12 protein-coding genes are annotated in these 13,596 nt (G+C 49.9%); 6 read left to right on the forward strand and 6 right to left on the reverse strand.

Translation table 11 applies throughout. The annotated features are described in order from the left end of the window. Window positions 1–75: 75 nt before the first annotated feature. Window positions 76–723, reverse strand: coding sequence for a DUF2959 domain-containing protein (locus R2K28_RS07460; protein ID WP_316368850.1), 648 nt, complete (start codon window positions 721–723; stop codon window positions 76–78). 226 nt (window positions 724–949) lie between these two features. On the opposite strand from R2K28_RS07460, the gene R2K28_RS07465 reads away from it, so the two are divergent. From R2K28_RS07465 to R2K28_RS07475, 3 genes are all read left to right on the forward strand, one after another. After that, window positions 950–1,837 (forward strand): DMT family transporter, encoded by an 888-nt coding sequence (locus R2K28_RS07465; RefSeq protein WP_316368852.1) that lies wholly within the window; start codon window positions 950–952, stop codon window positions 1,835–1,837. Window positions 1,838–2,259: 422 nt separating this feature from the next. After that, entirely contained in the window at window positions 2,260–3,621 is a 1,362-nt protein-coding gene (locus tag R2K28_RS07470; protein ID WP_316368854.1) for a deoxyguanosinetriphosphate triphosphohydrolase, read from the forward strand. A gap of 106 nt (window positions 3,622–3,727) precedes the next feature. Further along, window positions 3,728–5,116, forward strand: coding sequence for a diguanylate cyclase domain-containing protein (locus tag R2K28_RS07475; RefSeq protein WP_316368856.1), 1,389 nt, complete (start codon window positions 3,728–3,730; stop codon window positions 5,114–5,116). 145 nt (window positions 5,117–5,261) lie between these two features. On the opposite strand, the gene R2K28_RS07480 is transcribed toward R2K28_RS07475, so the two are convergent. The 3 genes from R2K28_RS07480 to R2K28_RS07490 are packed head-to-tail and all read right to left on the reverse strand — an operon-like array spanning window position 5,262 to window position 7,718. Next, window positions 5,262–6,563: a sensor histidine kinase gene (locus R2K28_RS07480; RefSeq protein ID WP_316368858.1), complete on the reverse strand. Its 1,302-nt coding sequence runs from the start codon at window positions 6,561–6,563 to the stop codon at window positions 5,262–5,264. Then, window positions 6,560–7,234, reverse strand: coding sequence for a response regulator transcription factor (locus R2K28_RS07485; protein WP_316368860.1), 675 nt, complete (start codon window positions 7,232–7,234; stop codon window positions 6,560–6,562). Before R2K28_RS07485 ends, R2K28_RS07480 begins: the two co-directional genes overlap by 4 nt. Beyond that, window positions 7,212–7,718 carry a Spy/CpxP family protein refolding chaperone gene (locus R2K28_RS07490; protein ID WP_316368862.1) on the reverse strand — a complete coding sequence of 169 codons (507 nt, stop codon included), beginning with the start codon at window positions 7,716–7,718 and terminating at the stop codon, window positions 7,212–7,214. The genes R2K28_RS07485 and R2K28_RS07490 overlap by 23 nt, the downstream gene beginning before the upstream one ends. A gap of 487 nt (window positions 7,719–8,205) precedes the next feature. Between R2K28_RS07490 and R2K28_RS07495 the strand changes: the two genes are divergently transcribed. Together R2K28_RS07495 and tcdA are read left to right on the forward strand one after the other, a co-directional pair. Further along, window positions 8,206–11,151, forward strand: coding sequence for an EAL domain-containing protein (locus R2K28_RS07495; protein ID WP_316368864.1), 2,946 nt, complete (start codon window positions 8,206–8,208; stop codon window positions 11,149–11,151). Window positions 11,152–11,183: 32 nt separating this feature from the next. Further along, window positions 11,184–11,963 carry a tRNA cyclic N6-threonylcarbamoyladenosine(37) synthase TcdA gene (gene tcdA / locus R2K28_RS07500; protein ID WP_316368866.1) on the forward strand — a complete coding sequence of 260 codons (780 nt, stop codon included), beginning with the start codon at window positions 11,184–11,186 and terminating at the stop codon, window positions 11,961–11,963. 47 nt (window positions 11,964–12,010) lie between these two features. Here the strand turns inward: tcdA and R2K28_RS07505 are convergent, their stop codons facing one another. Both R2K28_RS07505 and R2K28_RS07510 read right to left on the reverse strand, forming a co-directional pair. Continuing rightward, window positions 12,011–12,601: a class I SAM-dependent methyltransferase gene (locus tag R2K28_RS07505; protein ID WP_316368868.1), complete on the reverse strand. Its 591-nt coding sequence runs from the start codon at window positions 12,599–12,601 to the stop codon at window positions 12,011–12,013. A 53-nt stretch (window positions 12,602–12,654) separates the two neighbouring features. Continuing rightward, window positions 12,655–13,275, reverse strand: a complete 621-nt coding sequence (locus R2K28_RS07510) for a DsbA family protein (RefSeq protein ID WP_316368870.1) — start codon at window positions 13,273–13,275, stop codon at window positions 12,655–12,657. Window positions 13,276–13,394: 119 nt separating this feature from the next. Between R2K28_RS07510 and R2K28_RS07515 the strand changes: the two genes are divergently transcribed. Further along, window positions 13,395–13,583 carry a hypothetical protein gene (locus R2K28_RS07515; protein ID WP_116476045.1) on the forward strand — a complete coding sequence of 63 codons (189 nt, stop codon included), beginning with the start codon at window positions 13,395–13,397 and terminating at the stop codon, window positions 13,581–13,583. Window positions 13,584–13,596 lie beyond the last annotated feature (13 nt).

Here is a 13,596-nt window from a genome sequence, read left to right on the forward strand (position 1 = left end):
AAGTGCCCTTGGGGTGCGCCTTGATTGGCGCTTTTTCAGGCACAACAGAGTACATTGGATTAGTGTTAACAGGCCCTAGGAGTTCTGCATACCACGTATGAATTCGTCGGACTGCTTGATGGATTGGTTCATGCGATTGATCAGGTTATTGATGTCCGCCTTGAGGTTGCCGAATTCACCACGCAGAGAGCCGATCGCCTGGGCATTCAGGTTGTGCTTCAGGAACAGTACATTATCACGAAAGGTGTTGAGCACCGGCTGCATGCTCTTTTCCGCCTTTTTCATCGAGCTGAGCATGGATTTGTAGCGCCGCTTGGTCTGGGTGAGTTTCTTGGCGCTGGTCGCCTTCAGGCTCTTGTTCTCATACAGGTCCAACTCCTCCTGCCACTCCTCAAACAGATCCTCGGCGACAGACTCCACCTTGCTGATGCGCTCAGAAACCTCCGCGGCGGCAGATTCACTGGCTTCAAACTCGTGATTCAGACTGTCGTAGGCCCGTTTCAGATCGCTCTCTTCCAGATTGATAACAGAGGCGAATTGATCCAGCGCAGATTGAAACTGCTCTTGGGCCTCAGCCTGGGCATCACGCGCGGATTCCACCCGGTCGACCATAATGTCCCGCTTGTGAATCCCGACCTTCTCCATGGTGTCGTAGTAGACGCTGGAGCAGCCGGAAATAATCACTATTAGAGCAAAAAGCGTGTAATGACGTATTGAGAGCATGTGAACTTTTCCCCGCGTAATCTGTTAGATTGGTCAATTCTGCCATAGAGTGATCAGGTATTGCGATAATTTGGTCTGTCAACATTTATGACCTGACACTGTCCGGGTTCTCCTGAATCAGTGAATAACGGCTATTGGACAGCTATGCAGATACAGTGGTAATGAAAAGATTCAGGGTACTCAATGGTTGAAATAGGTTATATACAGCTCAGTGAAGGGTTCAGGCATGCTGTATAAGCAGAATCTCCTATTGGGTGCTCTGTTCATCCTGTTGTCGGAGCTGATGTTTGCCTCGATGGGTGCAACGGTAAAGTTTGTGACCCAAACCTTACCTAGTGATATGGCTGTATTCATGCGCAATCTGTTCGGACTAGCCTTGTTGATGCCATTGGTCTGGAGTAACGGCTGGGTCAGTTTACGCACCGAGATCTTTCATCTGCACATGTTGCGTTCGGTAGCCGGTGTTTCGGCGATGTACTGTTTTTTCTATGCCCTGGCCAATCTGCCACTGGCTGACGGTATGTTGTTGAAAATGACATCACCCCTGTTTATGCCCCTGATCGCCTGGTTCTGGCTCAGCGAACCCTTACGTCAAACGATACTGCTGGCCATAGGCATAGGTTTTATCGGTGTGGTTCTGGTTCTCAATCCCCAGGGGGAGTTCAGTTCTATTGCCTTGGTCGGCCTGTTGGGAGGCTGTCTGGCCTCGCTGGCAAAGGTGACATTAAGACGTCTCGGGCGCAGTGAACCCTCCATACGGGTGGTGTTCTATTTCGCCCTGTTGAGTACAATTATCTCATCAATTCCCATGTTCTGGAGTTGGCAGCAGCCCACATCGGCTGAATGGGGTTGGTTGGCCTTGATCGGTCTCTTGGGCACCCTCGGTCAGTTGATGCTGACCCGTGGCTATGCGATTGCATCGGCGGCCAGGGTGAGTCCCATGACCTACACCTCCGTATTGTTCGGTGCCGGGTATGGCTATCTCTTCTGGCAGGAGACCTTGACCGGACAGTTCATCATGGGGGCGTTGCTGATTGCGGTTGCCGGTCTTCTGGCTATAGGCTTTCGTGAGCGTATCGATGATACCCTGGTGAGTGACCCGACCCGGCCTTAGCCTATGCTGATTCAGCCGAAATGCCCGGGTATGATTTTCAGTCCGCAAATGAACGCGAATAAACGCAAATGGTTGTCTTGCGTAGGGTACGGCTTGCCGCACTAATCTATAAGCATCAGTATGGTACTTGTGGATCCGGATGGTTAAACGGTGCGGCAAGCCGCACCCTACATATTGAGGTAATAGTCGCGAGTAGCTTGTAGGGTGGGGCCTTGCCCCACCAAATTGCCTGGGAATCGGACTGTAAAGGTGAGGTAGGGCCCCACCCTACTCAATAATCGACTGGCATGGGAATGAGCAATAAAACACCTTCGCTTAATTCCTATGTAAGATAACCATTCGCGTTCATTTGCGGACTGACTCCGCTTTAGATCTTGCTTTCAAAGGCTGTTTCCAGGCGGTCACTGGGTTAGAATGGCCCCATGTCAATGAACTGGTCTCAATTACTCTCGCATAAGCGCCTCGGTTCGAGTGATCACTCAGTAGCCAGCACTTCCCGTACGGATTTTCAGCGTGACCTGGACAGGATCGTTTTCTCCTCCGCATTCAGGCGTATGCAGGATAAGACACAGATATTTCCCCTCTCTAAAGTCGATTATGTCCGCACGCGTTTGACCCACAGCCTGGAGTCTTCCAGCGTCGGCCGCTCCCTGGGGACCCTGGTTGGAGAGCAGATCATCGCCCGTCACCAGCTGCAGCAGAATGAAGCCTCCGATTTTGGTGATATCTGCGCCGCTGCCTGTCTGGCCCACGATATCGGTAATCCTCCTTTCGGCCACTCCGGCGAAGATGCCATTCGTCACTGGGCGGAAACCGGCGAATACGGCAAACAGCGTGTTGCCGTATTACAAGGCAGCCAGCGTGAGGACTTCCTCAACTTTGAAGGCAATTCGCAGGGCTTTCGTGTCTTGACCCGTCTCCAGAACAGGGATAATGCCGGTGGCTTGCAACTGACTTGCGCTACACTTGCCGCATTCACCAAGTATCCCCGGGAATCCTATATCGGAAACGGACGCTTCCAGGGAGTTAGTGCGAAAAAGCCCGGTTTCACGGCGGAGGATCAGGCACTCTTCCGTGAGGTGGCCGAGACCGTGGGATTGTTGCGGCGGGATCCGGTATTGGCCATCTGGCATCGACATCCTCTGGCCTTCCTGGTGGAGGCGGCTGACGATATCTGTTATCGGGTCATCGATATAGAGGATGGCTATCGCCTGGGGCATCTGAGCTTCCAGGAGGCGATGGAGCTGTTCAGTGCGGTGTTGCCTGATTCACCCGCACGACACAATCGATTGAAGCGTATCACTGGCACTAAAGAGAAGATCGAGTTTTTACGCGCCAAGGTGATCAGCCAGGCGATTAACGAGATTCTGAGCTGTTTTCTCGATTATGAACAGGCGATCCTTGCAGGTCAGTTTGATCAGCCGTTAATGAGTCAGATTCCCCATCGTAGGGAGATGGATCGTCTGATTGAGGTCGCCCATGAAAAGATCTATATCGCCCCGGAGGTGATTGAAATCGAGACTGCGGGATTCCAGGTGATCAGCGAACTGCTGGAGCGTTTCATCCCTATCATCGATGACGTGGCAGCCCATGGAGAACGTGCCAGTCCACGCAGCCAGATGATGATCCGGCTGATACCGGAACAGTTCATCGGTCCACAGGCCATGCCCGCAAAAGATGATTACACGCGGCTTTTAAGATTGACCGATTTTGTCTCCGGTATGACCGATTCTTATGCGGTTTCCCTGTATAAAAAGGTCACGGGTATCTCATTGCCGGGGTGAAACCCATGGCGTCTGACGCCAAACAAGCTGCATAAAGTGACTGGATGGGCAGGTTTGGTTATATAGATTTGCATTTTACATGAGCGGAATCTCAAGTATGCGGTTGATGAAGCTGTTAAAGACTATTTTACGCGGTCATATCGTGGGTGGTGTGATTACTTTTTTAATCGTCATCACCGCTGGCGAAGTGATTGTGGAATTGATGCGTCTGAATCAGCTGGAACATCAGCGGATCGAAGTGGTTAACAGACTGGCAATGATGCGTGCGGGTCTGGAAAGTGAAATCAATTCCACGCTCCACCTTACCAGAGGATTGATCGCCTATGTGGCAATCAATCCGGATCTGGAGGGCAATACCTTCGATCTGTTGGCCAGCGAAATCATCTCTGTCGGCCGTAATATACGTAATATCGGTCTTGCCCGAGATAATATCATCACTCACCTTTTTCCTTTGGCTGGGAACGAGGCCGCCCTGGGTTTGGAGTATGAAAAAATTCCTGAGCAATGGCCTGCGATCAAGCGCGCCATCGAGATGGGTGGCACCACTGTTGCCGGCCCGGTAACGCTGGTTCAGGGGGGGGAGGCCTTTATTGCCCGCACACCGATCTATACACGCAGTGGGTTGGGTGGACATCTGGCAGATCATAAACCTGCCTACTGGGGGCTGGCCTCTATTGTCATCGATATCCCTACACTGTTCACTGCGGCTGGTGCCGCAGTGGAAAAGGATGGTATTCAGTATGCCTTGCGTGGCAGTGATTCGCTTGGTGAGGAGGGTGAATTGATCTTTGGTGATCGGGCATTGTTTGAACAGGACTCTGTGCTGCAACCGGTGATTCTTCCAAACGGATCTTGGCAGATCGGAGCTCGGCCGGTTGGCGGATGGCAGGTGAACAAGATCTGGTATTGGACAATGCGGCTCACCGGGTGGTTGGCGGCCCTGCTGGTCGGGATCCTGATCGCGGCCCTGTTGCGGGCGCGCCTGATCAATAAACTGTTGGCTCTACATGACCATCTGACCGGACTGCCGAACCGGCGGCTGCTGGAGGACAGGTTTGAAAATATCCTGGCTCGCAATCAGCGCAAAGCAACCAAGGTTGGTGTTTTCTATATCGATCTGGATGGATTTAAAGGGATCAATGACCAGTTTGGACATAAGGTAGGCGATGGACTCTTGCTTGAGGTGGCTAAACGCCTGCAAGCCAGTACCCGCGCATATGATACGGTCGCCCGCATCGGTGGTGACGAGTTCATCGTCTTGGCCGATGAAATCAGAGACAGTGGCGGATTTAAACAGATGTTCGATCATCTGTTATCGAACCTTAGAGGTGATGTCTATGTGGAGGGTCATCGACTAGAATTGCGGGCTAGCGTCGGTTCGGCACTCTATCCCGATGATGGGGATGATATGGACAAGCTGTTGAAGGCAGCCGATCAAAAGATGTATCAACACAAACAACATGGCAAGGTCTATCGTATGGACTTCAATAGGTAGCTACCCGCGAATATTATTTCAATACGTAGGGTGCGGCTTGCCGCACCGTTTAACCATCCGCATAGACAAGTACCATACTGATACTTATAGATTGGTGCGGCAAGCCGCACCCTACGCAAGATAACCATTTGCGTTCATTTGCGGACTAATCTTTATAAGTTGGCAGTGAAAAGTTGACCTGGGTGCCTTCTCCCGGTTGGCTCTGAATTGTCAGGTCTCCCCGATGCGCCTCGACGATGACCCGACAGAGATAAAGTCCCAGACCATATCCCCCGGTCTCGCGCTGACGCGCCTTGTCAACCCGGTAGAAGGGTTCCGTGAGGTGGGGCAGATGCTCACCTGGGATGCCTTCACCATGATCCTTTACGCCGACACGCCATTCCCGCTCTGTTATGCGGCTGCTGATCTGGACGGGGGGTGCGGACTCAGGTGTATGTCTCAAACCATTCTCCAGCAGGTTTTTTATCAGCAGCCGAATGCGCACCGCATCCAACTCGATGGGAAGGTTGTCATTCTCATGTTCACAGTTGATGGCTGCCGTGGAGAAGTGCTGTTGAATCACTGAATCTATGAGCAGCCCCGGGTCGACCGGTTGCAGATCGAGTTTCGCGTGCCGGTTTCCGAGGCGTTCCGTCTCCAGCAACTCCGCCAATTCCTGTTCCAGTAACTGCAGGTCCGCAATTATTCGGTCGCGGGGCTCACTGACCTGCATCAGTTCGGCATTCAGGCGCGCACGGGTCAGGGGAGAGCGCAACTCATGGCTGATGGCCAATAGCAACTGACGCTTGGCCTCCATCATCGCCTCGATCTCGTCAGCCATGGTATTGATGCTGTTTGCCAATTCTCCCAATTCGTCCCGGCGTCGGATAGTGATGCGGTGGTCCAGTTCACCGGAGCCGAATCGGGCAACACTCTGGCGTATATCCTGGATAGGATGAAACAGACGCTTCACCAGATGGTAAGTGAGGGCAATGATCAGCAAAACGGTAACAATTGTGGCGCCAATGACAAGCGCCAGTGCGCCACTATCCAGACGATCCCGGGTCAACAGCAGGATAGTGCTATCCTTGTCCCTGAGGCGAAGCAAGTATCGATGCTCATCATGATTGAACTCGATAGGACGTCCATTGCTGAGTCGGTGGGCATGGAATCTCAGCCGCCGGGTATCCAGGATTTCGCCCCGATTGGACCATGTCAGTTGTTTGGTATGGATCTGAATATTGATTTGCAACCGTTGCGCCAATCTTTCTGCTGCCAGGGTATCGGGGGGAGAACCGATCTCTTCCAATAAATGTTCGATATATTCAGTCAGGTGGGGTTCGGCGAGGGATCGAAACTCCCCTTGGATACCGTAGCGGAAGCCGGTTCGCACCGTGAGTGCGATCAGAATACTGATACCGATAAACAGTATGATCAGGCGACCGCTGAGGCTATGCCGTCTGGTCATGTTGCAGGGCCTACCAGGCGATATCCCGTACCCCAGACTGTCTTGATGTAATCAAGGGGTTTTAGCTTTTGACGCAGACGACTCACCAGGATGTCGACAGAGCGGGTATAGAGATCGGCCTCGATACCTTTTACTGCAGCCAGAATCTCATCTCGACTGTAGGCGCGACCGGGATGCTGCGCCAGTAGGGCCAGTAAGCGGTATTCGAGGGTTGTGAGATTGAGGCTTTGCTCCTCGACGAAGGCATCCTGTCGTTCCAGGTCGAGTCTTAATTTGCCCAGGATGATCTCCTGCCGGGTGTCTGGTTGTGAGCGGCTGCGTTTGAGGATGTTCTGTATCCTCGCCACCAACTCCCTGGGCTCGAATGGTTTTGCCAGATAATCATCGGCTCCGAGTTCCAGGCCGACCACCCGATCCATCACCTCACCCCGAGCGGTGAGCATGAGAATTGGCAGACTGCTCTGTTTCCTAATGGTACGGCACACCTCAAAGCCGTCCATTTCCGGCAACATGATGTCTAGAATCACCAGGTCCGGATTTGTATTTTCGATGCGCTTCAGGCCTTCAGAAGGGTGCGTCACCGCTTCCAGAGTCAAATCGTAACGGGAGAAATACTCTTTCAGCGGTGCAGCCAGGGCCTGGTCATCGTCAATCAGTAAGATGCGGGGCATCACTATTTCCAATACTCAATTGCTCACCATCGTCACAGGCAAACTTGCAATGGCGATGTTCGCGATGATGTCTGATCATCGATTGTAGTTTATCTCGTTGGCCTTGATTGAGATTATCACTGAAATCGGCAAAGGCATCTATGACATCCGAGCTGAGGCTGGCCAATTGGGCCTGCTTCTGCATCAGCAGGGTGCGGGCTTGTTCACGGTCGAAATCAGGGCTTTCAAGCAGATCGATAGCCTGGTCAACATAGCTTGACCTATCTCTTCTTAGCTCATTTACACTCAACACTATCTGATCTTTAAGTGCTGTAAGCTGGTGGTGCTGAGAATCGTCGAGGTCGAGCTGCTTGCCGATCCGCTCAGTCATCCAACTGATGCGTCCCTCGGGGCCTGCGCAATAACCTTTAAAGCGGGCGATTGCCACACCGCTGATCAACAGCGTTACCAATACGATAAGTGTGATTATCAATGTCTTTCCCATGATGGATCTCCTAGCATGATCGATACAGTTTTCGGACCGCTTGTCCTTGAGTAATAGTCTGCACTGCCCGATGCCGAAGATCCTCTCAGTGGTGTATCCACATGTAACAAGTTGTAACCGGGATAGGGTTGCACCGCTAAGTTTCAATCAGAAGCGATTCGTCCTTAAAAAATATAATAAAAACAATGATATGCATTTGTTATATAATGTTAAATATAGATTAATGTTATTAAATTCAACCATAAAAGGTAGTGTTTATTACAGAGTAGCCATCATTTGCCGACAATATCCTTATTAGGTAAAACTTTGAAAATCCTCAGGAATGAATAGATGGGTTTCATGCATGGAACTATGGTTGAATAGGCTGTTGTGAATTGGAGAACAGATTGGTATCTGTCTGATCGATGCGGGGAGCACCGGCTCTATTTGAACAAGCCCATTTGGAAATTTACTTGTTGTCATCAGTTGAGATTTTATTCTGCAGCAAATGAGACTAAGCCAGAAAATTCTGCTTATTACTATCGGCACGCTTTCATTCTCCTTGCTGCTTAGCTCTGCCGCCAATATATTCAGTTTCCGTTCAAATTATACCGATGCATTACTCACAGGCAGTTTCGGTATTGGACATAGCATTGAGAGCGTCCTGACTGAACTGCTGGGCCTTGGCTTAACCCTCGAGTCACTGTCTGGCGTGGACAAAAAGCTTTCCGACATTGCACAAGATAATCAGCATATAGAGTATGCCGGTGTGACAGACCTAACCGGCCTGGTGCTGTTTCACAATGATCATACACAGAAAGGGCAGAAATATAGCGACCCTGTGACACTCAAGACCTTGTCTTCAAAACAACCCCTGTGGCAGATCTATCAGCAATCCGATGGGAAGTATTTTTACGATGTGGCTGTACCCATCTTTGATGAAGGCAAACCAATCGGGGTAATTAGACTCGGTTTCTCCACAAAGGTCATTGATGAAAAGGTGTTACAGGCAATCAGGCAGGTTCTGGTCAATGTATTGATTACATTTATTATCATTGCGCTACTTCTCAATTTCTTTTTGCGCAAGCAACTTATAGAGCCTATCAAGCGACTTTCCAGGTATGCTACAGCTATTGCAAGCGGCCGCTTCGGAGACTCAGTAAAGTTTCATAGTGGAGACGAGATCGGTACCCTGTCCAGTGCATTGGAAGACATGGGGAGCACTATCGAAAAACAGATCGACGAACTCAAGCGTTCCGGAATTGAGTTGGAAGAGAAAGTAGAAGCGCGTACCCAACAACTTGCGGAATCCAATGAGACATTACAAACCAGCAATGCGAGCTTGAAGCAGGCACTGCAGAGAGCACAGGAACTGTCTGAGGCTCTACGTAATAGTGAAGAGCGCTTCAGAATGTTATTCGAAGCGAACAAGGCGGTGATGCTTACGATTGATCCGGATACAGGCACTATTCTAGCGGCAAACAACGCGGCGGTTGATTTTTACGGATATGATCAGGATAAGCTGTTGGGCATGCAAATCAGCGACATAAATATTCTTAGTCAGAAGGATATCGATCTAGAGATGCAACATGCCCGAAATGAAGAGCGCCACCACTTCTACTTTCGCCATGCCCTGGCGTCAGGTGAGATTCGAGATGTGGAGGTGCATTCAGGTCCGATCGACTGGAATGGTAAGGAGGTTCTCTACTCTATTATTCATGATGTAACAGACAGAAAGAAGGCGGAAGCAGAGCTTGAATATATCGCCAATTATGATGCATTGACTGGCCTGCCCAACCGGCGTTTGAAGATAGACAGGCTACGTCAGGCGATAGCTAACAGTAAGCGGAATGGTGCCAGTGTAGGGATCTGCTATTTGGATCTTGATGGCTTTAAACCGATTAACGATCGCTTCGGCCATGATACCGGCGATCAGATATTGATCGAAATCTCACATCGATTACAAGCCACATTACGTGAAAAAGACACGGTTTCGCGTGTCGGTGGCGATGAATTCGTATTGATATTGAGTGATTTGACAGGTGTGCAGCAATGTACACAGATCCTGGACAGGATATTGGAGGAGATAGCAGAGCCCATACAGGTAGGAAATACCAATTTAGAGGTGAATGCCAGTATAGGGGTGACACTATTTCCGGAAGATGAAGTGGATGCCGATATCCTGATCCGGCATGCAGACCAGGCAATGTATTGGGCGAAGGAGGAGGGTAAAAATTGTTATCACCTGTTTGATCCGCACCAAAATAAGCAGGTCAAGGTGAATCGAGAAAACTACCAGCATCTTGAGAATGCATTGCTCAATGAGGAATTTGTTATTTACTATCAACCCAAGGTTGATATGTATAGTTGTGAAGTGATCGGTGTTGAGGCTCTGATTCGTTGGATGCATCCTGAATATGGAATCACCCTGCCTGGCGAATTCCTATCGCTGATCACAAAAACTGACTTGGAGCTGGAGTTGGGTAAATGGGTAATGGATCAGGCGCTGCAGCAGGTAAGCGAGTGGCAAGGGAACGGCATCCAGCTTCCGATCAGCGTGAATGTGGGTGTGTATCATCTTCAGTCTCCAATTTTTACCGAGCAAGTGCGGGAACTCTTTTCAAAACATCCCAACGTGAAACCGGAAATGCTCGAATTGGAGATTTTGGAGACAGCTTCCATCGAGGACACCAATGCAATCTACCATACCCTGACCGATTGTCATGAACTTGGCATTAAGATCTCCTTGGACGATTTTGGAACAGGTTACTCCTCTCTCGCCTATTTTCATCGCCTTCCGGTCGATACCTTGAAGATCGATCAAAGTTTTGTACAGGCTATGCTGGATGACCCACAGGACCTGACCATAGTCGACAGTGTGGTTCGCCTTGCACATGCATTCAGACATCCGGTGATAGCGGAAGGTGTTGAGTCAATCGAGCATGCCTCAGCACTGCTTACCCTAGGTTGTCGATTCGGTCAGGGGTATGCTATCGCAAAACCGATGCCGGCGGAGAAGATACCAGCCTGGTTAAAAGAGTGGGAAGAGGATCAGCTTTGGAAAGATCTCAAGAAGAGACTCTTGAAAAGCGATCAAGTTGGTGTCGATCTGGCGATATCAAGCCACCAGAAATGGATGGATAATGTATTAGGGTTTGTTACTCAGGACAAGTCATTGGATCATAGCAAACTGGACAGTAAACACTGTACCTTCAGTTACTGGTTCAATGGGATAGGATTTGTTCAGTACGGCAATATGCCTGACTATAAAGATATCAATAGACTACATGAAGAGATCCATGCGCTGGGTTACAAATTAGTCAGTATTAAAAATAATGGTAATATAGAAAATACTCAGCAGGGTGTTAATGATCTCATTACAATGAGCAAGCGAATGATAAGTCTAATTGACAACCTGGATGAAATTGAAGCAGAGGCATCTTCATTTAATTGATCCTCACTTGTCATGTTACCGAAGGTTCCAACTTGAACAATGAGAGACGTTTCGGGGGTATAGCACGCCTCTATGGGCAACAGGCATTACAACGGTTTTCTGATTCTCATGTTGCCGTGATAGGCGTGGGTGGCGTGGGGTCCTGGGCCGTTGAAGCCCTTGCGCGCAGTGGTATCGGTACGCTTACGCTGTATGATCTCGATCATATTGCGGAGTCGAATGTAAATCGTCAGCTACATGCCATTGAAGGTAACTTTGGCAAGGCCAAGGTGGCAGTTCTGGCTGAACGGGTATTGACTATTAATCCACACTGCCAGGTCAATCCTGTAGAGCTCTTTATTGACCAAACCACATTCGGAATGCTGCTTGACGGTGGATTCGATTATGTGATCGATTGTGTCGATAATTTCAGAGTAAAAACAGCTTTGATCGCGTTCTGCCGAAGCAATAAGATCCCGGTCATTACAGTCGGCGGTGCTGGTGGCCAGACTGATCCAACCAGAATCCGCTTGGCGGACCTAAGCCGTAGTGAGCAGGATCCACTGCTCGCGAAATGTCGCAAACTGCTGCGCAAGGAGTATGGCTTCTCGAGTAACACCAAACGCAGATTCAATATTCCCTGTGTCTTCTCGTCTGAGCAGCAGTGCTATCCCGATGCCCAGGGTGATGTTTGTCTGGAACGACCGTCTGACATTGAGAGTTCATTAAACTGTGGAGGATACGGCTCAGTGATGACGGTAACCGCGAGTTTCGGTTTGGTGGCGGTTTCCTATGTATTAAGGCGGATCTCCGAGGCAAGTAATACAGGCTAGGTGTGGGGCGACATTACCCTCGCTTGGCGGGTAAAAACCGGAAATAATCACTGTTTTATGGCCAATGCAACGGTATAGGTTTTACCCTGTTTGAGCTTTTTGTAATTGCCAAAAACTTCATTAAGATTGCGTTTCATATATTGCCTTAAACCATTGATGGTCACGACATAGAGCTTTCCACCAGCTTTAAGACGGTGCATGGCATCATGCAGGATAAGGCATAGCATTTCCTTGCCCACCTTTGCTGGAATGTTGGACGCTACAATGTTGAACTGTAATGCCGGATCGATATGCTCAAAACCGTTGCTGAGGATGGCTTTGGCATTCGTCAATTGATTGTGCTCGGCATTGGCATTACTGTATTTGATGGCCATAAAATCCTTGTCGACCATCAACGTCTCTCCTTTCGGTGCCTTACGTGCCATGTAGAGACCAATGGGACCATAACCGCAACCCAGGTCGAGACAGTCGTCCGTGGGGGCAATCTGCATATATTCCACCAGTAGCCGGGTTCCCTCATCGATTTCGCGTGGGGAGAAGATGCCCCAGGTGGTGTGAAATTGCAGACGCTCACCCGCCAGTTCGTCCGTAAAGATGATATCTTCACGCAGTCTGTTCAGTTTCTCTTTGCTCAACATGGTGGCGGAGTGTTACCCGAGACTATCTTCAAGTCAATCCCGGCAGGGCTAAATCAGTCAACCAGGATATCCTGGATGAGGGTCAGCATCGGCTTCACATTCAAATAATCAATGGCGACCGGCCAATGACTTTTCTCATGTTGAAGTACCAGCGTAGGGAAGCTGCGCACCCCCATCCGCTGTACTTGTCCTATTTCGGACTCGAGTATCTGCTGTGTGGAATGGTGCTTTAACAGTTGGGTAAACTGCTGTTTGTCCAGGCCAATCTTCGTTGCCAGCGCGATGAGGGTAGTGTCATCCGAGGGGTTTCTTGCCTGCAGGTAGTAGGCCTGCTGAATCGCGAGTGTCATGGGCTGTTCTGTTTCAGGATCCATTGTTCTGGCAGCGATGACGGCGCGACAGGCGGGGTATGTGGCTCTTCTGGGTGTATTTCGTGTCCAGAAATCGAAATTAAATCGAGCAGTTGGTATTCTCTTCTCTATCTCCCGCCATGTGACCTGTAAGCGGGTCTGCATTTCGTCAGGCATCGGTTGAGAGGTATCCGCGGCCAGTCCTCCCAACAGGTAACTGCTTGAGATGGTATTTGGTAGCCCTGCCATAAGTGCCTGGAGTACCGGGCGAAACCCCCAGCACCAACTGCACATTGGATCGTGGATATAGTAGAGATGAGGCATGCCGGTCTTATTTCGAGCGCTTATAGGATATGCTATAAGAGTATATCCGACTCGAGAATTATGATTGTCGATAGATTTTATGGTATGAGACAGTACACTGGCTGTAAGGCAGAATTCAGTTGAAATCCGCGCTCCTGGCAAAAATATCGTTCTGGTTGATAGTCATCGGCAGCATGGCATTACTGACACCTGAACCGGCCTGGCCGGAGTGGTTGGCGCGTATGTTGCTATCAGCCGGTGTCGCCCTCGGCGTTACCACAATCGGTGTCCTGATATGGCAGAGACATGGCGGCAACAGCGAAAAATGAGATTGTTTGACGA

It is taken from the genome of Candidatus Thiodiazotropha sp. CDECU1, from assembly GCF_963455295.1.
Taxonomy (GTDB): domain Bacteria; phylum Pseudomonadota; class Gammaproteobacteria; order Chromatiales; family Chromatiaceae; genus Thiodiazotropha.